At 51.3% G+C, this 20,038-nt stretch carries 22 protein-coding genes; 2 read left to right on the plus strand and 20 right to left on the minus strand.

Annotated features, from left to right (window positions below; genetic code table 11):
* Positions 1-21 precede the first annotated feature (21 nt).
* From lepB to AC3CHX_RS20610, 16 genes are all read right to left on the minus strand, one after another.
* On the minus strand, positions 22-939 hold the full coding sequence (lepB, locus tag AC3CHX_RS20535) for a signal peptidase I (RefSeq protein ID WP_488629857.1): 918 nt from the start codon (positions 937-939) through the stop codon (positions 22-24).
* A complete protein-coding gene (gene lepA / locus AC3CHX_RS20540) occupies positions 936-2,729 on the minus strand; it encodes a translation elongation factor 4 (RefSeq protein WP_488629858.1) in 1,794 nt (597 codons plus the stop codon). Before lepA ends, lepB begins: the two co-directional genes overlap by 4 nt.
* Before the next feature lie 344 nt (positions 2,730-3,073).
* Positions 3,074-3,376, minus strand: a complete 303-nt coding sequence (locus AC3CHX_RS20545) for a glutaredoxin family protein (protein ID WP_488629859.1) — start codon at positions 3,374-3,376, stop codon at positions 3,074-3,076.
* Between the two features lie 166 nt (positions 3,377-3,542).
* Complete coding sequence (locus AC3CHX_RS20550) at positions 3,543-5,030, minus strand: DegQ family serine endoprotease (RefSeq protein ID WP_488629860.1); 1,488 nt, start codon at positions 5,028-5,030, stop codon at positions 3,543-3,545.
* 6 nt (positions 5,031-5,036) lie between these two features.
* Positions 5,037-6,053 carry a MucB/RseB C-terminal domain-containing protein gene (locus AC3CHX_RS20555; protein WP_488629861.1) on the minus strand — a complete coding sequence of 339 codons (1,017 nt, stop codon included), beginning with the start codon at positions 6,051-6,053 and terminating at the stop codon, positions 5,037-5,039.
* A 1-nt stretch (position 6,054) separates the two neighbouring features.
* Complete coding sequence (locus AC3CHX_RS20560; protein ID WP_488629862.1) at positions 6,055-6,696, minus strand: sigma-E factor negative regulatory protein; 642 nt, start codon at positions 6,694-6,696, stop codon at positions 6,055-6,057.
* 59 nt (positions 6,697-6,755) lie between these two features.
* Positions 6,756-7,385, minus strand: coding sequence for an RNA polymerase sigma factor RpoE (gene rpoE, locus AC3CHX_RS20565; RefSeq protein ID WP_108439856.1), 630 nt, complete (start codon positions 7,383-7,385; stop codon positions 6,756-6,758).
* 42 nt (positions 7,386-7,427) lie between these two features.
* Entirely contained in the window at positions 7,428-7,976 is a 549-nt protein-coding gene (locus AC3CHX_RS20570) for a YgfX family protein (RefSeq protein ID WP_488629863.1), read from the minus strand.
* Positions 7,977-8,030: 54 nt separating this feature from the next.
* Entirely contained in the window at positions 8,031-9,272 is a 1,242-nt protein-coding gene (gene fabF / locus AC3CHX_RS20575) for a beta-ketoacyl-ACP synthase II (protein WP_488629864.1), read from the minus strand.
* Between the two features lie 30 nt (positions 9,273-9,302).
* Positions 9,303-9,545 carry an acyl carrier protein gene (acpP, locus tag AC3CHX_RS20580; RefSeq protein ID WP_011871492.1) on the minus strand — a complete coding sequence of 81 codons (243 nt, stop codon included), beginning with the start codon at positions 9,543-9,545 and terminating at the stop codon, positions 9,303-9,305.
* A 220-nt stretch (positions 9,546-9,765) separates the two neighbouring features.
* The gene (fabG, locus tag AC3CHX_RS20585) at positions 9,766-10,530 is read right to left on the minus strand and encodes a 3-oxoacyl-ACP reductase FabG (RefSeq protein WP_488629865.1); all 765 of its coding nucleotides are present in this window, start codon (positions 10,528-10,530) and stop codon (positions 9,766-9,768) included.
* 24 nt (positions 10,531-10,554) lie between these two features.
* Positions 10,555-11,487, minus strand: coding sequence for an ACP S-malonyltransferase (gene fabD, locus AC3CHX_RS20590; protein ID WP_488629866.1), 933 nt, complete (start codon positions 11,485-11,487; stop codon positions 10,555-10,557).
* Between the two features lie 122 nt (positions 11,488-11,609).
* Positions 11,610-12,596, minus strand: a complete 987-nt coding sequence (locus AC3CHX_RS20595) for a beta-ketoacyl-ACP synthase III (RefSeq protein ID WP_488629867.1) — start codon at positions 12,594-12,596, stop codon at positions 11,610-11,612.
* Positions 12,593-13,696 carry a phosphate acyltransferase PlsX gene (gene plsX / locus AC3CHX_RS20600; RefSeq protein ID WP_488629868.1) on the minus strand — a complete coding sequence of 368 codons (1,104 nt, stop codon included), beginning with the start codon at positions 13,694-13,696 and terminating at the stop codon, positions 12,593-12,595. Before plsX ends, AC3CHX_RS20595 begins: the two co-directional genes overlap by 4 nt.
* Positions 13,697-13,845: 149 nt before the next feature.
* The gene (rpmF, locus tag AC3CHX_RS20605; RefSeq protein ID WP_014006864.1) at positions 13,846-14,028 is read right to left on the minus strand and encodes a 50S ribosomal protein L32; all 183 of its coding nucleotides are present in this window, start codon (positions 14,026-14,028) and stop codon (positions 13,846-13,848) included.
* A 214-nt stretch (positions 14,029-14,242) separates the two neighbouring features.
* Positions 14,243-14,737, minus strand: a complete 495-nt coding sequence (locus tag AC3CHX_RS20610) for a YceD family protein (protein ID WP_488629869.1) — start codon at positions 14,735-14,737, stop codon at positions 14,243-14,245.
* A 106-nt stretch (positions 14,738-14,843) separates the two neighbouring features.
* Between AC3CHX_RS20610 and AC3CHX_RS20615 the strand changes: the two genes are divergently transcribed.
* Both AC3CHX_RS20615 and AC3CHX_RS20620 read left to right on the plus strand, forming a co-directional pair.
* Positions 14,844-15,491 (plus strand): Maf-like protein, encoded by a 648-nt coding sequence (locus AC3CHX_RS20615; RefSeq protein WP_488629870.1) that lies wholly within the window; start codon positions 14,844-14,846, stop codon positions 15,489-15,491.
* A gap of 84 nt (positions 15,492-15,575) precedes the next feature.
* Entirely contained in the window at positions 15,576-16,328 is a 753-nt protein-coding gene (locus tag AC3CHX_RS20620; protein WP_488629871.1) for an SAM-dependent methyltransferase, read from the plus strand.
* 351 nt (positions 16,329-16,679) lie between these two features.
* Here the strand turns inward: AC3CHX_RS20620 and AC3CHX_RS20625 are convergent, their stop codons facing one another.
* The 4 genes from AC3CHX_RS20625 to AC3CHX_RS20640 form a co-directional block, all read right to left on the minus strand.
* The gene (locus tag AC3CHX_RS20625; RefSeq protein ID WP_488629872.1) at positions 16,680-17,630 is read right to left on the minus strand and encodes a S49 family peptidase; all 951 of its coding nucleotides are present in this window, start codon (positions 17,628-17,630) and stop codon (positions 16,680-16,682) included.
* A gap of 89 nt (positions 17,631-17,719) precedes the next feature.
* Entirely contained in the window at positions 17,720-18,091 is a 372-nt protein-coding gene (locus tag AC3CHX_RS20630; RefSeq protein WP_488629873.1) for a Rieske (2Fe-2S) protein, read from the minus strand.
* 27 nt (positions 18,092-18,118) lie between these two features.
* Complete coding sequence (locus AC3CHX_RS20635) at positions 18,119-18,778, minus strand: HAD-IIIA family hydrolase (RefSeq protein ID WP_488629874.1); 660 nt, start codon at positions 18,776-18,778, stop codon at positions 18,119-18,121.
* Between the two features lie 107 nt (positions 18,779-18,885).
* Positions 18,886-20,019 (minus strand): RluA family pseudouridine synthase, encoded by a 1,134-nt coding sequence (locus AC3CHX_RS20640; protein WP_488629875.1) that lies wholly within the window; start codon positions 20,017-20,019, stop codon positions 18,886-18,888.
* Positions 20,020-20,038 lie beyond the last annotated feature (19 nt).

Genomic DNA, 20,038 nt, shown 5'->3' on the forward strand with positions numbered 1-20,038 from the left:
CCTGTAGCTTATTGAAATGATTTAGTTGAAAAAGGTGCCAATGCGTTTCAAATTACCCAGATTCATCCACACCAAAAATGCTTTTCCGACAATATTTTGATCCGGCACAAAACCCCAGTAACGACTATCTTCGCTGTTATCCCGATTATCCCCCATCATGAAATACTGTCCAGTGGGAACGGTGCAGGCAAAGCCATTCTGATTATAAGAACAGTTTTCTTTGTCTGGAAAATCCTGTACGCCACCCAGATTGATTGGCAGAGCTTGCTCGACCACCGCTATCTTATGCTCAACACCTGATAGATTTTCTTTAAATTGCTCGGAGTAGCTCAAGCTGTCTTCATTCAGGTAGTCCGGCAGCGCTGTATAGGTAAGTGGCTTCCCATTAATCGTTAAGCGCTTGTTTTTATACACTATTTTATCACCAGGAATGCCGACCACACGTTTGATGTAATCCAGCGACAGGTCTTTAGGATACTTGAACACCATGACATCACCGCGCTGCGGGTGGTTTACTTCAATCACTTTCTTGTTGATGATCGGCAGGCGAATGCCGTAGGTGAACTTGTTGACCAGAATCAGGTCGCCGACCAACAGCGTTGGCACCATCGAACTGGATGGAATCTTAAACGGCTCATACAAAAATGAACGCAGGAAAAACACCATGGCGATAACCGGGAAGAAGCTGCCTGAATACTCGACCCAGGTCGGCTGACGCAACAAGTTGGCTTCCAGTTCGGCACGACCACTGTTTTCCAGTTTGATGCCTTCAGCACGCAATTTAACATTACGTGCGTCAAACGCTGCAAGCGCCGCATCGGCTTTGGCACGACGCTGCGCACGCAAATAAAACCGATCCAGGAACCAGATAATGCCTGTCACCACCATCAACACAAACAGAATTAACGCAAAATTTCCCAAAATTGATTGCAATGTCATTTTTCATCCACTTGTAAAATTGCCAGGAATGCTTCTTGTGGGATTTCCACCGAACCCACCTGCTTCATGCGTTTCTTACCGGCCTTTTGCTTCTCCAGCAACTTGCGCTTGCGGCTAATATCGCCGCCATAACATTTAGCCAGCACATTCTTGCGCAACGCCTTAACGTTTTCACGCGAAATAATATTCACGCCGATTGCCGCTTGAATCGCCACATCAAACATCTGACGCGGAATCAGTTCACGCATCTTGGCAGCGACCGCACGGCCACGATAGTTACTATTGGAACGATGCACAATAATCGCCAGAGCATCGACTTTTTCGCTGTTAATCAGCATGTCGATCTTGACCACATCGGCTGAACGGTATTCCTTGAACTCGTAATCCATCGACGCATAACCACGCGAAGTCGATTTCAGACGATCAAAGAAATCCAGCACAATTTCGGCCATCGGCATTTCATAGATCAGCTTGACTTGCTTGCCGTGGTAATTCATGTCGATTTGCACGCCGCGCTTGGAAGTGCACAACGTAATTACCGACCCCACATACTCTTGCGGCATGTACAGATTAACGGTCACAATCGGCTCGCGCACTTCTTCGATCTTGGTTGGCTCCGGCATTTTCGACGGATTGTCGACCATCAGGACGGTGCCATCACGCAGCACGACTTCGTAGACCACTGTCGGCGCAGTGGTAATCAAGTCCATATCGAACTCGCGTTCGAGTCGCTCCTGGACGATTTCCATGTGCAGCAAACCGAGGAAACCGCAACGGAAACCGAAACCTAGCGCCTGCGACACTTCCGGCTCATATTGCAATGCGGCGTCGTTCAGCTTGAGTTTTTCCAGCGAGTCACGCAACGCGTCATATTGATTCGACTCAACTGGGAACAAGCCGGCAAACACCTGCGGCTGGACTTCCTTGAAGCCAGGTAACGCCACGCTGGCAGGCTTGCTCGCCAGCGTTACGGTGTCGCCGACCTTGGCCGCCTTGAGTTCTTTAATACCGGCAATGATGAAGCCCACCTGACCAGCGGACAGCGTTTCGCGGACTTGCAATTTCGGTGTAAACACACCTATGCTTTCGGTCAAATGTTGCGAGCCGGCGGCCATCAGCTGAATCTTGTCTTTAGGGCGCAAGGTGCCGTTCACGATACGCACCAACATCACCACGCCGACATAATTATCGAACCAGGAATCAACGATCAAGGCTTGCAAAGGTGCGTCCGGATCGCCCTTAGGTGCCGGCACTCTGACGATGATGGTTTCCAGAATTTCGCGCACACCCAGGCCGGTTTTGGCCGAACATTGCACCGCGTCGGTGGCATCAATGCCGATCACATCTTCGATTTCTGCCTTGGCGTTCTCCGGATCAGCATTTGGCAAATCGATCTTGTTCAGGACCGGCACCACTTCGAGACCAAGATCCAGCGCTGTGTAACAGTTGGCAACGGTTTGCGCTTCGACGCCTTGCGATGCATCGACCACCAGCAGCGCACCTTCGCATGCCGATAACGAGCGACTCACTTCGTAGCTAAAATCGACATGGCCCGGCGTATCGATCAGGTTCAGATTATAGATTTGTCCATCCAGCGCCTTGTACGACAGCGCTGCAGTCTGTGCCTTGATCGTAATACCCCGCTCGCGCTCAATATCCATCGAGTCGAGTACTTGTGCCCCCATTTCGCGATCAGACAAGCCGCCGCAAAACTGGATGATGCGGTCCGCCAGGGTAGATTTACCGTGGTCAATGTGAGCGATGATGGAAAAATTACGAATGTTGTTCATTGATGTTCGTCGAGGCAATGCGATTACAAAAAAGGCGCTCTGAGCCGGGCCGTTGTCGCCCAGGCGAGCGCCTTTTATGACAGGTTATTCAATGACGCCATTTTACCGGATTTCAGAGGGGAAAGCCGACAAATCAGAGGCAAGCCGGTTCTGGCTGATGGATCGGCAACAAACCTGCCGATTCAATATACCCCCATTAGTATATTCCCCACTTATATGGAGACAAACCAAAAGCAGGCAGAATCAGACCGAAACAGCGGGGGTATGCCACAAATCATGTATCTCACAGCCCGGTTGCCAGGAATCCGTGAATATTATCAATTATGCAAAAATAAGATAATGTCTTAAGCAGCTAAAAATGCCATCACTTTGTCCTGATCAAGAAAATAATGACATAGCTGCACCGGCGCCTGAGCAGCTTTAGCGCCAAGTAGCACCGGAACCAACTCGTCGTATAAAGCGACCAACTCTGGATCACTATCCACGTCGACCTGCTCAACACTAAATTGACCATCGCTGCCCGCATCGTCAACAGCGCGCAATGCTAATAGTGCCTGCAGCATGTCGTCACATAAATGACAATAAGAACGCCCATACAAGGTAAACCGGATTTTTGACATAAGAACCCATAAAGATAGCGCTGCCATTTCCGCTGGCGCTTCACGCTGGTAGCGTCGCCAATACCGAGCAAATAGGCCGAGCAGAAAACAAGTTAATTCATAAAAACAAAAAGCTGCAAACCTAATGGCCTGCAGCTTTTATCACATCATAAATCTGGTCATACCTGGTTACGATGCACTTCAGCTGGCAACGTCAATTATTCGGACGTAGCGGCACAAACTGCGACGACTCACCACGGCGCACCAGAACTACTGCCATTTTCTTCGACTCAAGTTTGGCAACCAAAGCGTTAAATTGCTTGGCATCCTTAACGTCTGTGTTGTTCAAGCGCTGAATCACATCGCCAACCTGCAAGCCAACCCGCGCCGCGCTTCCTTCGACCGAATCGACCAGCACACCTGAGTCAACTTGCAATTCTTTCCGCTTGGCTGCGCTCAGATCGCTGACAATCAAACCCAATGCGTTCGCCACCTGGCTCTGTTTTGCATCGCCTTTGTCGTCGGTCGCATCATTTTCCTTGTCGGCCTTCATTTCTGTGACCGTTAGCGGGATTTCGCGACTTGCACCTTTGCGCCAGACCGTCAGCGTACCGCGCGTACCCGGCTTGATATTACCGACCATGCGCGGTAAATCGTTAGCTTTCTCAATCGCTGCGCCATTAAATTTCAGGATAATATCCCCGGCCTGCACACCAGCCTTGGCAGCAGGACCATCGGCTTCTACCCGCTCGACCTGCGCGCCCTGCGCTTTCGGCAGTCCCAGAGACTCCGCGACCTCTTTGGTCACTTCGCCAATTTGGACACCGATACGGCCACGGGTCACTTTACCCGAAGCTTTGAGCTGCTCGGAAACACGCATTGCTTCATCTATCGGCACTGCAAATGAAATGCCCATAAAGCCGCCAGAGCGGCTGTAAATCTGCGAATTAATACCGACGACTTCGCCGCGCATATTTATCAGCGGGCCGCCAGAGTTGCCGGGATTTACTGCGACATCGGTTTGAATCAATGGCAAATAGTCGCCAGTGTCACGCGCCTTCGCAGAAATAATCCCCGAAGTGACGGTATTTTCCAGATCAAAGGGTGAACCGATCGCCAACACCCATTCCCCCGCCTTGATTTTGTCAGAATCACCCATCGTCAGGCGCGGCAAATTAGTGCCTTCAATCTTCAGCAGCGCTACATCGGTACGGCTATCAGCACCAATCACCTTGGCTTTGAATTCACGTTTATCGGTAAGCTTTACATACACTTCGCTCGCACCATCGACCACGTGGGCATTCGTCATGATGTAGCCGTCTGCGGAAATAATGAAACCTGAACCGACACCGCGCGGCACTTCTTCCGGTTGCTGCTTGCCATCAGGCTTACGAGCCCTGGGAGCTGGGGCCTGCTTACCCGCACCGTTCGGCGGCACGCCAAAGAAGCGCCGGAAAAACTCCTGCATTTCATCATCGCTAGGCTCGCCTGAGGTCGCGCCGGTCTTGACTTTCTCTGTGGTGCGAATATTCACAACCGCCGGACCTGTTTTTTCAACGATCTCGGTAAAATCCGGCAAACCGGCCATCGGTGCAGCAATCGCTGCCGGCGTCATGTCGAGCATGACTGGAGCAACAAACGAGACAGTCGCACCTACAGCGAGTGCCGACAGAACATGACGTGCGGAACAGACCATTTTCATAGAGTTTTATTTGCTTTTGAGTTCAATCGAGCTGGCAACCTGCCGAATTGCTGCGGCAGGCACTTCACCGACAATCGTCAGCCAAAAATCACCTTGGCGTTTCCCGATGATATTCAAGGCACCTTGTTGCATGGAGCCTTCGGTACGACTTTGACTTCCAGGTTCAATAAATACCGAAATGGCAGCCAAACCATCGGAAAATACAATTTGCGATACTTCGCGCCGACTTGGCGCAACACCGGTATTTTGCGCTGGCGTGTCAATAACAACACGCTTAAGCTCACGCACTTTTTTGAAGCCAGGTGGCATACCGGTAACCAACCATTCGTTCAGGTTGGTCGGGCTCATCGCAGTACGCTCGACATGCCAGCCGCTGGTATTCCCAAAACTGGACTTTACGCGACTACGCTCGATGTTACCAATACCAATCTCGGTAAACGAAATCTGTTCAACGATCTCGTTTTTATTGTTTAGTGTTTGCGCACGCAACAACAGCCCCGTATTTTTCTCTGCCCAAAGTTTATAGCCGTAACGCATTTTGTCTTTTGGCTCGAGCAGCACAGCCTGGCAATCGTGGCCGGCAACCCGGCCAACCTCACCCAATTTCACATTGTAATAATCGGTGAGATCACTCGGAATGGCGGCCAATATCGCCGGAAATACATCCTGAGTGACACGCTTCTCAACCAGCAGTGTCTTGGTTTCAGGAATGTAGCAAGTGACATCTTCGTTGTGACGAATATATTCACGCGGTTTGCCATCCAGCACCTCTAACTTCTCAACCTCATTATGCCCCTCCAACAGATGCGTTATGCGCGAAGTGCGCATCTGGCTCGCCTGCTGATACACGAACGTACCGGAATAATTAAGCTTTTGAGCCGCGGACTGGATTCTTTTCAAAAGGGTCTGGGCTTCATGATTGTCCGCAAGTTTCTCAGTCCCAATACCTTCCGCTTGCGCGGAAAGCGCGAATAAGGTCGACAGAACAACAAAAAACCTAAGCAGGACCTTGGCCTGCCGCATATTATTTATCAGCATCAATGGCAAATGTGGCGGAGCGTGCGTATTGCGCAGTGCTATAAAGGGAAGGAGAAAAACGCTGATGTGCCGACAAATAATCATCGATACGCGGATCACGCAGTACTTCGGTATCTGCAGCCGAAGCTACCATCATCTGCGTTCCATAGCCGACATTAACATTCGAAGTGGATGCTAGCGTCATTTGCGCCGCAGAAAGCATCGCAGGATTCGCCGAATGGTTATTGACACCCATCATCTGCGGCACAGTAATAAATGCCACCGCTGCCACCGCCGCCGCCGCTGCCATACTCGGTAGTACGAAACGTCTCATCGAACGCTTGCCGATTGCAGCAGAACCCTCATTTATTACAATCTGTTCCACCGCAACCGGCACAACCGCCAACGGCGCCGCAATCATCGCCGGCTCGGCATCCAGCCGAGCAAACATGCGCGCGGCAAAATCCGGACTCAGGCTCAGCGCCATGTCATCCGAGCGCATGATGTCACCAATCTGGTGATAGACATCCCAGGTAGCACGCCCCTCGTTATGGCGCAACGCAGCCAGTGCCATATCCACATAGGCATTGGACAACTCACCATCAGCCAAGGCAGAAATCTGCTCTTGGGTTATTTCTTTGGTATTCATAAGTCACCTAGTTAAAACCTGGCCAACCCCTTCGTTCCCGAAAAACCGCTATCTCGCTTTTACCAACGTTTGTCGATGGCCGTACCCAGCAACGGCCTCAACTTTTCTGCGATAGCTTCTCTTGCTCTGAATATCCTACTACGTACAGTACCAATCGGACATCCCATTGCTTCCGCAATCTCGTCATAACTCAACCCCTCAATCTCACGCAAAGTAATTGCAGTCCGCAATTCCTCTGGCAGAGCCTCCATTGCGACGTTGACCGTTTGGGCTATCTGCTTGGTCGCAAGCAAGGATTCAGGAGTATTTATATCTCTTAGTTGCTCGCCGTCGTCAAAAGTTTCTGCTTCTTCAGAATTTGATTCCGTAGAGGTCGGCGCCCTGCGTCCTTGGGTTACCAAATAATTTTTGGCCGTGTTAATACCAATCCGGTATAACCAAGTATAAAACGCAGAGTCGCCCCTGAACTGGGGTAGTGCTCGATAAGCTTTGATAAAAGCTTCCTGCACAACATCCTCAGCTTCTGCCTGATCGCGTACCAGCCGTGACACAAGGCGCATAAGCTTACGTTGGTATTTAATCACCAATAGCTCGAACGCCTTTTTGTCACCACGCTGCACGCGCTCGACAAGCAGTTGATCAATTTCGCGTTCTGTCGTCAATCCCCATTCCCTTTGTTTTTGCAACATACGCGCATGACCGAAACATGGACAGAGTACAATGCAATAAGTTCAATCAATAGACTGGGCATATCTCACTTTCTCTGGGCCAATTGCATGCCCGCGCGAAGCTACCCAGCGACACGCTACAGACAAGGCCCTAAAAATATCCTCAGGAACACAATCAGGCAGTATAACGACGGACTTAATCCGTCCATTATCCAACTGAAAACGCAGTAACAGTAAATGAGCCCAGAGCGTGGAGCCGCTGAGCAAATGCGCCGTAACCGGGGCCTGAGCGGCGTCGGCAACAGCTGATGCCATTTCTATAATTCGAATCTGACCGTTGCCAGAAATCATGATGCGCACTGGTCGACTAGTGCGTCGATAACCAAACCAGCCACACATGCTGGATAGCACACTACCAACCCCAATCGCTGCATTGAAAATCGGCTCAAGATGACCAACAACACCCAAGCTGACCAAAATACCAATCGAGGCGGCAGCAACACATAACGTTGTGACCATGACGAACAAGCTTGCGGACGGCAGAACCAGCCCCGATACCGCAATCGACATCGTGGAATTAACTGGCGTCAGGCCGGGTGTGGGAACAGTCATTAGAATGCTCAGTCAAAAGTCATCTGACGCCTGACTGAGTATATACGGAGCAGCTTAGACTTTACCAAAAACTAGCGTACCGTTGGTACCGCCAAAGCCGAATGAGTTTTTGACCGCAATATCGATTTTCATATCACGCGCTGTGTTGGCGCAAAAATCGAGGTCACATTCTGGATCCTGATTGAAAATATTGATGGTCGGTGGAGATACCTGATGATGCAAAGCCAGCACCGTAAACACCGACTCAAGACCGCCAGCACCACCCAACAAGTGACCAGTCATCGACTTGGTCGAATTGACCACCATCTTGTAAGCGTGATCGCCAAAAGCTGCCTTGATCGCATTGGTTTCATTCTGATCACCTAAAGGTGTCGAAGTACCATGCGCATTCAAATACTCCACCTGATCACCATTTATGCCAGCATCACGCAGTGCTGAGGCAACGCAACGACGCGGACCATCGAGGTTGGGCGCAGTAATGTGATAAGCATCACCACTCATGCCAAAGCCGAGCAGTTCAGCATAAATCTTGGCGCCACGGGCTTTGGCATGCTCGTACTCTTCGAGTACCAACACACCAGCACCTTCACCCAGAACGAAGCCGTCACGATCCTTATCCCATGGACGGGATGCAGTCGCAGGATCATCATTACGCGACGACAATGCCCGCGCTGAAGCAAAACCACCGAGGCCGAGCGGTGAAACACTCGACTCTGCGCCACCGGCAATCATGACATCGGCATCGCCGTATTGAATCATGCGCCCGGCTTGACCAATACAGTGCAAACCGGTAGTACAAGCGGTAACTATCGCCAGATTCGGTCCTTTCAGACCGTATTTGATTGACAGGTTACCGGAAATCATATTAATAATTGAAGCCGGGATAAAGAAAGGGCTAATGCGGCGCGGACCGCGACTGGCCAGTTCCGCATGCGTTTCTTCAATCAGTGGCAAGCCACCGATACCGGATCCAATAATGACGCCTATACGTTCAGCATTTTCGTCGGTGACTTCGAGGCCACTGTCCTGCATCGCCTGAATCCCTGCTGCCATCCCAAAATGGATAAAGGTATCCATATGCCGCGCCTCTTTGGCTGGCATATATTCCTCGACATTGAAACCCTTTACTTCTCCGGCAAAATGCGTAGAAAAAGCAGAAGCATCAAACTTGGTGATGGTTGCAATACCTGATTTTCCTGAGGTGACTGCACTCCATGCGTCGGCAATGGTATTGCCGACCGGTGAAATGCAACCCAGGCCAGTTATCACAACACGGCGTTCACGTGAGCGGCTCAAACGGTTCTCCTGAATGCGTTCAAAGCTGGCTTAGGCCGCTTTGACGTGTGCCTTGGCGTAGTCAATAGCCTGTTGCACAGTAGTGATTTTTTCAGCTTGTTCGTCAGGAATTTCCATTTCGAACTCGTCTTCCAATGCCATCACCAATTCAACGGTGTCGAGTGAATCCGCACCGAGGTCGTCCACAAACGACGACTCAATTTTGATGTCGGCTTCGGCGACGCCCAGTTGTTCAGCGACGATTTTCTTAACGCGTTGTTCGATATCAGACATGTGATGCCTCCAGTTGTTAGGTTACAGAAAGTGCGCGCATTTTAGCAGGTTTGCGCAGAGAAAATTTACTTTTAGCATCGGTGGTTAAGAATTAGCCAACTTCTGCCAAAAACACTTAAATAATTACTTCTAAATTTACTTCTCAGATCCAGGCATGGCTGAAAATTGTCCGCTTGAAAACTACAACCAAGCCTCACATGCGACTTGAGCCAACTACGGGTCAGCTCATATACATGCCGCCATTCACGTGCAGCGTAGTGCCCGTGATATAACCGGCCTGCGCTGACGCCAGGAAACTGACGGCAGCTGCGATGTCCTCTGCCGCTCCTAGCCGCCCCAGTGGGATTTGCTGTAACAATCCTGCGGTTTGCTGCTCGCTCAAGGATTTGGTCATATCGGTGTCGATAAAGCCAGGCGCTACGCAATTCACCGTAATGTTGCGACTACCTATCTCGCGCGCCAAAGCCCTGCTCATGCCAGAGACGCCGGCTTTGGCGGCAGCATAATTCATTTGCCCTGGATTGCCGGCCGAACCCACCACTGAGGTAATGTTAATGATGCGACCATGCTTGGCTTTCATCATGCCACGCAACACCGCACGTGATAACCGGGCGACAGCGGTCAGATTGGTTGAAATCACCGCATCCCACTCTTCATCTTTCATACGCATCGCCAACTGGTCCTGCGTGATACCGGCATTGTTCACCAAAATCGACAGGCTGCCGAACTCTTTTTGCACCAGATCGACCACGGCTGCGCAAGCAGGTGCATCATTGACGTTGAGAACTACGCCTTTGCCACTACCAGCCTGACTGGCATTCAGATACTCAGTAATCGCAGTTGCGCCAGCCTCCGAAGTAGCGGTACCAACCACCTTTGCCCCCTGACGCGCCAGTTCCAGTGCAATTGCCCGACCAATACCACGTGAAGCGCCGGTGACTAGCGCCACCTGGCCTTGTAAATTTTGCGAATTCGAATTTTGCATATTTGTTATATTTATTTAGGTAACTTATTTGAGCGATGCCAACACTTTGTCCAAAGACGCCTGATCGACAATAGAATCACCAATCAACTCGCCATTAATTCGCTTGGTCAAGCCAGCAAGAACCTTGCCCGGACCACATTCAATAACGTGAGTTACACCTTCGGCTGCAATTTTCTGGATCGTTTCAACCCAACGCACCGGGCTGGCAGCCTGCCGCACCAACGCATCCTTAATCGCAGCAACGTCACGGGGGCTTGCCACATCGACGTTATTAATCAAGGCAATCTGTGGCGTCGCGAAAGTCAGATTTTGCATATATTCACGCAAACGATCCGAAGCCGGCTTCAATAATGAAGAGTGAAATGGGGCCGAAACTGGTAATGACAAGGCACGTTTCGCACCTTTTTCCTTGGCTGCCTCACAAGCACGTTCGACTGCAGCCTTGTGACCGGCGATCACAACTTGGGCAGGTGCATTGAAGTTCACCGCCTCAACCACTTCGCCCTGCGCTGAATCTGCGCAGACTGCGCGCACTTCCTCATCCGACAAACCGAGAATCGCAGCCATACCGCCCTGCCCGACCGGCACGGCTTGCTGCATTGCCATGGCGCGAAAACGTACCAGCGGCACCGCATCCTTAAAATTCATCACACCGGCAGCGACCAGCGCCGAGTACTCACCCAAACTGTGACCAGCAACCAATGCCGGCGCTTTACCGCCCGCAGCTAACCAGGCGCGATAGAACGCCACCGCAGCCGTCAACATCACCGGCTGGGTATTGGTGGTCAAATCCAGATCTTCTTTTGGTCCTGCGGCAATCAATTTACCCAGATCGAACTGCAGCGCTTCCGATGCTTCAGCAACGGTATCCTTAACAATCCGGTTATCGGCAAAACCATTCAACATGCCAATCGCTTGCGAGCCTTGACCAGGAAAAACAAATGCGAATTTAATCATACGTATTTATGCGGTTTTATTAAATTGATGAAGGCGAGATAAATCGGAAATGTCGGGAACCGCCAACTTTCGCAATCAAATCGCAATGCCAAGAGCGAATCGCCCAGTTTACACGATGCGAATCACATTCTTGCCAAGATGGCGCCCCAGGTAAAACCACCACCGACGCCCTCCATCATCACAGTCTGGCCAGGTTTGACGCGGCCGTCGCGGACCGCCTTATCCAGCGCCAACGGAATCGACGCTGCCGAAGTATTCCCATGCTGATCGACCGTCACCACCATACGTTCCGGGGGTAGGCCGAGCTTGCGGGCGGTGCTTTGCATGATACGAATATTGGCTTGATGGGGAATCAGCCAGTCGATTTCTGAAGCTTGCATACCGGCGATCTGCAACGCCTCGGTGGCGACCTTTTCCAGCACCGACACCGCCAGCTTGAACACCGCCTGACCATCCATATACAAAAAGGCGCTGCCTTCAACCGCACCACTGGTGACTTTACCCGGAACGCACAGGATATCAGTGTAACGGCCATCGGCATGCAGCTTGGTCGCCAGAATTCCCGGCTCCTGCGAAGCGGTCATCACTACTGCGCCAGCGCCATCACCGAACAATACGCAGGTAGTGCGATCGTCAAAATTCAAGATGCGCGAAAACACTTCAGTGCCAATGATCAGTGCGTTCCTGTGTGTCCCCGCCTTAATGAAAGCGTCAGCGATCGATACCGCATACACAAAACCGCTGCACACTGCCTGCACATCGAATGCTGCGCCGCCGGTGGTAATCCCGAGCTTTTGCTGCACCACGCATGCGGTGCTGGGAAAGCCGCCAAAATAGTCGGGAGTCGAGGTCGCAACAATGATCAGATCAATGTCGTTGGCGGTCATGCCTGCCATTTCCAGGGCTTGCCTTGATGCTGCAACAGCCAGATCGCTGGACTGGACATCGGGCTCTGCGTAATGGCGCGCAGAGATACCGCTGCGCGAAAATATCCACTCGTCGGAGGTCTCAATACCCTTCTCGGCCAATTGCACCGCAAGGTCGTGATTAGTAACGCGTTTGGGCGGCAAATAACTGCCGGTACCAACAATTTTGCTATAGATAGTCATGCTGTCTTCTGTTGGGATGATTCAATAATGATGGCCGCACCTGCGACTCCTTCAACCTGCACCGAAACTGGTTCGGGCTGCGGCATCAACTCCGCAATGGTCGTCGTAATACGCGATAGCACATCGTACTTTGCTGCATCGAAAGCACGCTGGATCGCCCATTCGTAGCCATAGGCATCGGAACCACCATGGCTCTTAAATACCAACCCGCGCAAACCGAGCAAGCTGGCACCATTGTAGCGGGATGGATTCAGACGGCGCGAGATTGCCTTGATAGCGCCACGAGCGATCAAGGCACCCACTATATTTAGAATACTGCTTTTAAATTCTGTCGTCAGCACACTTTTAACAAAGCGCCCAAGACCCTCAGAGGCCTTGAGAGTGACGTTACCGACGAAACCGTCACACACCACGATGTCGGTAGTCCCCTCAAAAATATCGTTACCCTCGACATTGCCATAAAAATTGAGGACGCCTCTTTCATGGTCTGCGCGCAGCAACTCCGCGGTTTGCTTTACCACTTCATTACCCTTGATATCCTCTTCACCGACATTCAGCAAACCGACAGTAGGCTTAGGCTTGCCTTCCATCGCGGCAACCAGCGCCGATCCCATCAACGCAAATTGATGTAGATGCTGCGGCTCACAGTCGACGTTCGCTCCCAGGTCGAGCATGTAGGTCGGACCATCTTTTTGATTCGGAAGGATGGTGCAGATCGCCGGACGATCGACGCCGGGAATGGTTTTCAGCAGATAACGCGAAACTGCCATCAACGCGCCGGTATTTCCAGCAGAGACGCAGGCGCGTACCTGCTCATCCTTGACCAGCTCGATCGCGATGCGCATGGAAGATTTTTTCTTGCGGCGCAAGGCGGTTTCGACAGAGTCATCCATCGTTATCACCTCATCCGCATGCAACACCGATAGGCGCGGGTGCGACTGCGCTTTGTGCTTTTTCAGTTCAGCCCGAATTTGCTCCTCCAGGCCGACCAATACCAATTCAGCCTCAGGTTCGCGATTGGCAAATGAAATGGCTGCAGGCACCGTAACAGATGGGCCGTGATCACCACCCATACAGTCGATAGAAATTTTGATTGTCATTGTTTTGATTCAGTGCCGATTCCAACCAGCATTATGGAGCAGATTTGGCTAGCTTCAAAATCACGCGACGCAATTTTTCAATCGCAAATGAAAACGGCGCCATTGAGAAGCTCAATGGCGCCGCTTTTTAACTTGAAACAACAAGAAAATTACTCGTCGTTCTTAGTCTTCAAAACCTTACGACCACGGTAAAAGCCGTTCGGGCTGATGTGGTGACGCAGGTGTGTTTCACCAGTTGTTGGCTCAATTGCCAGCGGAGGTGCTACCAGAAAATCGTGAGCGCGGTGCATGCCACGCTTGGATGGGGTCTTTTTATTTTGCTGAACTGCCATGATAACTCCTGAATCTAAGATCTAAAATTTTAACATATCTGGATTTACTACACAGAAAAACCAGAAATTCCTGCCGCGTTTGGGGCGCGGATTCCCTACTCATTGCCACACTTAATGCCACACTCCGTCACATTCGGTACTGCACAACATAACTACTGTGACACTTAGCGCGACAACGTTACCGCAATCCGGAACAACAATTACTACAAACCCGCTACTTCAAATTCTTTAGCATGGCAAAGGGAGACTCCTGCTTCCCGCTTTTCAGCGTATCGAGTACCGACGGATCAGGACAAACTGAATGTTTAGGCGACAGCGGCAATGCCAGCAACGCCTCATCCTCCACCAACTGAGTGATACTCAGGGTCTTGGATCCGACAATCACATCAATCTGATCATTGTCGAGCAAAGCATCGATTTCATCGGCGCTTGCTTCATCCTTTGCCAAAATCAACACGGACTCTGAATCGATGTCGAACGCAAAAGGGGTCAAACAGCGTTGACACATGATCTGAAGAGAACCCTTCACCGACAACGTCAATTGCGCATGTCCGATATGATCCGCACCACCGGCCAACACCCAACTTAACGTCCCCGAGCGATCAGCCGACTCATCCGCCAGTCGCACCAGCTCAGTCACCGGGATCGCACCTTCGCGACGCTCTTTATGGCGTGAAAACTCAAACGCGTCGATAACAAAAGCACTCATAGGCCAAGCCGAACCCTGAAAACCTGCGATAATAACAGCCTTTTCCCTTATTCGTCAAAGTGTTAGCGCGCTTTTGTTGAGCAATCATTCAAATAACCGTCAAACCATGCCCTCTACGCAACAACTTGCAGCGCCATTCCAGTCTAGCCTAGCATCACAACCGCGTCTAATTCTCGCCTCCAGTTCTAAATATCGCAAGGAGTTGTTGTCTCGTTTGCAAATCCCGTTTGACGTTCTAGTGCCAGATATTGATGAAACCGCCCACCCTGGCGAAACCCCGGAAGCCACGGCCATTCGGCTTGCGAGAGAAAAAGCCATGGCCGTCGCATTAATTGCCCCGGGCGCGCTGATTATCGGCTCGGATCAGGTCGCTACGCTGGCAGGAGAACAGATCGGCAAGCCTGGCAATCATGAAAATGCGCTACTGCAGTTGCAAAAAATGCGTGGGCAACGGGTTATTTTTCACACCGCACTATGCTTGTGGGACGGTCGCAAAAGCCAGCCAGCAGAAGCTGCGCAAGTGGAAAACATTCAGACTTTTGTCACTTTCCGCAACTTGCCCGATGCTGAACTGGATGCTTATTTGCGCATTGAACAACCTTTTGATTGCGCTGGCAGCGCGAAAAATGAAGGTCTTGGCATAGCCATTCTCGAAAAAATTGAGAGCACCGATCCGACCGCACTTACCGGGCTCCCCTTGATCGCCTTAACCGGCATGCTGCGTCGAGCAGCGATACCCTTTTTCACAAAGTAGAACTACACGACGGGCATGCATATACTTCGTGCATTTCTGTCATCCAAAGCACTTCCCATTTATTATTTAGAAACAAAGGCTAGCATGGCAGGCACCCTGTATTTGATTCCCAACACACTTGGTCAAACCGAAGCCGAACAAAGCGATCCGCTGGCATCCATCATTCCAGTCGCCGTGCAGGTCACTACTGCAAAACTTGGCTACTTCATCGCAGAAAATGCCAAAACGACTCGAGCGTTTTTAAAGTTAATCAATGCCTCGCACCCGCTTGCCCAGCCGCTGCAAACAATTAACATTGCTGAACTGAACGTGAATACGCCAGACACCGCTTTGCCAACATTATTGGCGCCACTGCTGGCGGGCCAAGATGGCGGCCTGGTTTCTGAAGCCGGAGTTCCTGCAGTGGCCGATCCCGGCGCTAACCTGGTGCGCCTGGCACATGAGCATGGCATTCAGGTGCGGCCTCTGGTTGGCCCATCATCATTATTGCTCTCTGTAATGAGCAGCGGCTTGAACGGCCAAAGTTTTGCGTTCAATGGCTATTTGCCTACCGACGCCGAACAGCGCACAAAACGCATCAAGGCACTGGAACTGCGTTCACGTCAAGAAAAGCAAACCCAGCTTTTTATTGAAACGCCCTATCGCAACAACGCTTTATTGGAGGCGCTTAGCAGCAACTGCCAGCCGAATACGCTGATTTGCGTGGCAACGGATCTGACCTTGTCATCCGAAACGGTCAAGACCCAAACGGCAGTGCGCTGGAAAGCTGCACTCAGCGCAAACAAAGGACCTGACTTTCACAAAAAGCCAACGGTATTTTTGATGCTTGCAGAATAATTCGACGGCGTTAACAGACTTACAAAGTCTTTGCGCGAAAATGCAAAACGGCGACAGTATTGCGCTGTCGCCGAAATTGCTTGTCTCGAAAGACACATTCTTGAGAAGTCGAAAACTTCTCGGGTCCGCATCCGAAATGCGGTGGGTGTCCGGCATTCAAATTGTCACTCCAGCGCAAGGGGTGTGTCGCCCTGGACTCGTCAATTCAGTTACCGAAGCAATTACTGCTGAATGGCTAACGATAGTGTGATTTCTATATTCGCCTCCTCAGATGATTATGCTTAGAGTCCCTTCAATATATGACAGGATCGTGAAAGTGCAAGGCGACTTAATTAACTAAGCTGCCTTAAATTAGCGCAATACCGGCTTTTGACTGCTCATCAGAGACTCTACAACACCGGCGCCGACTGCCACGCCAAACTTCTTCAGGACGCGCTCAGGCAAACCTTCGCTCTTTGTGTAATCAACTAGGTCTTCGGCTTTCAGGACGTCGCGCGAGACGCTCTCAACGGTTCCGAAACCATCCGCCAACCCCATATCGACCGCCTTGCTACCGGTCCAAAACAGACCGGAGAAAGTTTCTGGCGTTTCTTTCAGGCGCGTGCCACGGCCCTTCCGCACCACGTCGATAAATTGCTGATGAATTTGTCCTAGCATTTCTTTGGCATAGCCCTTCTGCCCTTCGCTCATCGGGCTGAATGGATCCAGGAATCCCTTGTTCTCACCAGCCGTCAACAAGCGCCGCTCAACGCCCAACTTGTCCATCAGACCAGTAAAACCAAAGCCATCCATCAGAACACCAATCGAGCCGACAATACTGGCCTTGTTGACATAAATCTTGTCAGCGGCGGCGGCAATGTAATACCCGCCTGAAGCACACATTTCATCGACTACAACATACAGCGGCTTCTTCGGATACGCCTTGCGCAAACGAACAATCTCATCATTGATAATGCCAGCCTGGACTGGACTGCCGCCGGGGCTATTGATGCGCAATATGACACCGACCGAATCGCTTGCGGCAAAAGCGTTGTCGAGCGCAGGAATCAGCACATTGGCAGAGCCGTTCCCATCTGCGTCGATCGTACCATTAAGTTTAACTAACGCAGTATGCCGGCCAACAGTTGTCGTATCGGCACTCTCGTAATGCGCGGCATACCAAAAACCGAAACCGATCAGGCAAAAAGTCACCAGCTTGAAGAAAATCCCCCAGCGACGTCGCGCACGCTGTTCGCGCAAAGATGCCATCGCCAGTTTTTCCAGCACATCACGTTCCCAGCCTTCTTTTTTTGGAGTTTCCATATTCTCAATATCATTTTTGCTAATCGTTGTTACGCGTATTCCTGACCGGTTTCGATTCACCGGGATGCCTAGTCCGCTCCTGGCAGCACTTAAGCCGCAGGTGCCTTGACATAGTCGTCAGGACTCCAGAATACCTGATTGTCGCTTTCTTCAACTGCCAGCTTGCGCAAACTGGCGCCCCGACAGGGGCCTCCAACACACTTGCCCTTATCCGGCGTGTAGACCGCACCGTGTGTGGCGCACATCAAATATAAGCCGCTGGATTCAAAAAATTCACCTTCATTCCAGTCCAACTCCATCGGCACATGTGCGCAACGGTTCAAATAAGCATGCACAACATTGTCATACCGCACCACAAAGGCGGTCGCATCTTCGCCATCGACCTTCACCGCAAAGCGCACACCCTTGCCGCGCTCGGCCAGTTCGGCCGAAGAACAAATTGGTATCAAAATAGTATGCATGCTGAATTGCGCCGGTATAAATTCAGTTTAAGCGTTGTCATTCAGCCAGGCGTGCAGTTGCAGCGCCGAGCTCGCAGTGAATACAGGATGCAATGCATTCAACTCACTTGCCGGATGCGCACCGTAATCAACCGCGATCGCCGCCGCACCTGCGTTGATGGCCATTTGTACATCATGGGTGGTATCGCCGATCATCACGGTGCGCTTAAGATCCTGCCCGAGCTCACGCGTCAGTTCCTGCAACATGGCTGGATGCGGCTTGGAGAAAGTCTCATCCGCACAACGCGTGGCATCGAACACCGACAACAATTTGGTGGCATGTAGTGCGCGATTCAGTCCAACCCGGCTCTTGCCCGTCGCCACTGCCAGAAAATAACCCTGCTGCGAGAGATCTGCCAACATTTCCCGAACGCCGTCAAACAGGATCAAATCCTGATCCTGCGCCAGATAATGGTAGCGGTATCGCTCAACCACACGCGAATAAAGATTCGCCTCCAGCCCTGGCATTGCCAACTGCATCGCCTCGGTTAATCCAAGGCCAATCACATGTGAAGCTGCCGCGCGGTTTGGAATTGGCAACCCCAAATCTTTTGCTGCGGCCTGAATACACTTTACGATAGTGGCGGTACTGTCCATCAGCGTACCGTCCCAGTCAAATACAATTAAATCAAAACTTTTTCGCGCCATATTCCTGGCAGTTAACTTGCCAGCTCCTTATGATTTCTTTAAAAATCAGCGTGCGGGCGATTGCGACTAACGACACCTTGGCACATTCCCGCTCAATTCCGACTATTTTAATCGGCCTTCGTTTGCTCCGCTGCAGCGGTTGTTTGCGGCAAGCTTTTCAGAAAACGCTCACACTCTGGCGGCAATGGCGCCTTCAGTGTCACCGGTTTGCCGGTCTCTGGATGCGCAAACGTGATCTGATATGCATGTAAAAACATGCGCTTGAAAGCAATACGTTCGCCATCGGCTTTTTGCAATGCACGATTTAACGAAAAATCACCGTATTTGTCATCGCCCGCTATCGCAAAGCCGCTAGAGGCAAGATGCACCCGAATCTGATGCGTGCGCCCAGTCTTCAGTTCCGCTTCCAGCAATGCAAAATCGCCGTATTTGCGTATCAGGCTAAATACAGTGTGCGACGCTTGACCGCCTTCTTGCACCCTTACCCGACGCTCGCCATCCGCAGCCGTGTATTTATGCAATGGCAACTTTACATGCTGACGGGCATTCTTCCAATCACCATGCACCAATACCAGATAGCGCTTGTCGGTATCGCCGTCGCGCATTTGCTCATGCAGATTGGTCAATGCAGAGCGTTTCTTGGCCAACAACAAAATACCAGAGGTATCGCGATCCAGACGATGGACCAACTCCAGAAACTTGGCATCGGGACGCGATGCCCTGAGTTGTTCGATGACACCATAACTGACGCCAGAACCGCCATGGACGGCAACCCCGGCTGGCTTGTCTATTACCAGCAGATGATTATCTTCCAGCAATATTTTGAATTCCGCACCCGGTGCAGTTTTCTCTACTTTCTCGGCAATGCGGATCGGCGGCACCCGCAAGATATCGCCCTCCAGTAATCGATAGGTTTGATCGATACGACCTTTATTTACCCGCACCTCCCCGGAGCGCAGTACGCGGTATATATGGCTTTTAGGTACTCCCTTGCAAATACGTAATAAAAAATTATCAATCCGCTGGCCTGCTTCCTCGTCCGTGACGGTGATTAGCTGGACTTGGGGGGCGACCTCCGGTGCGTTGGTAACTTTAGTCACATTCTGGGCCTCTACAACCTTGCTTTGAGGGGCGGTTTTATACTTGGTCGCGGCTGGGTTCCGCGCCTGTGCCTGGCCCTGAGTTCGCCCGTCACGGCGACCCTCAGCCCTTGCTCCAGAAAATCTCGCTAAGTCCTTCATTTTGAATATATAATTGTTT

This window comes from Glaciimonas sp. OK215 (assembly GCF_057787885.1).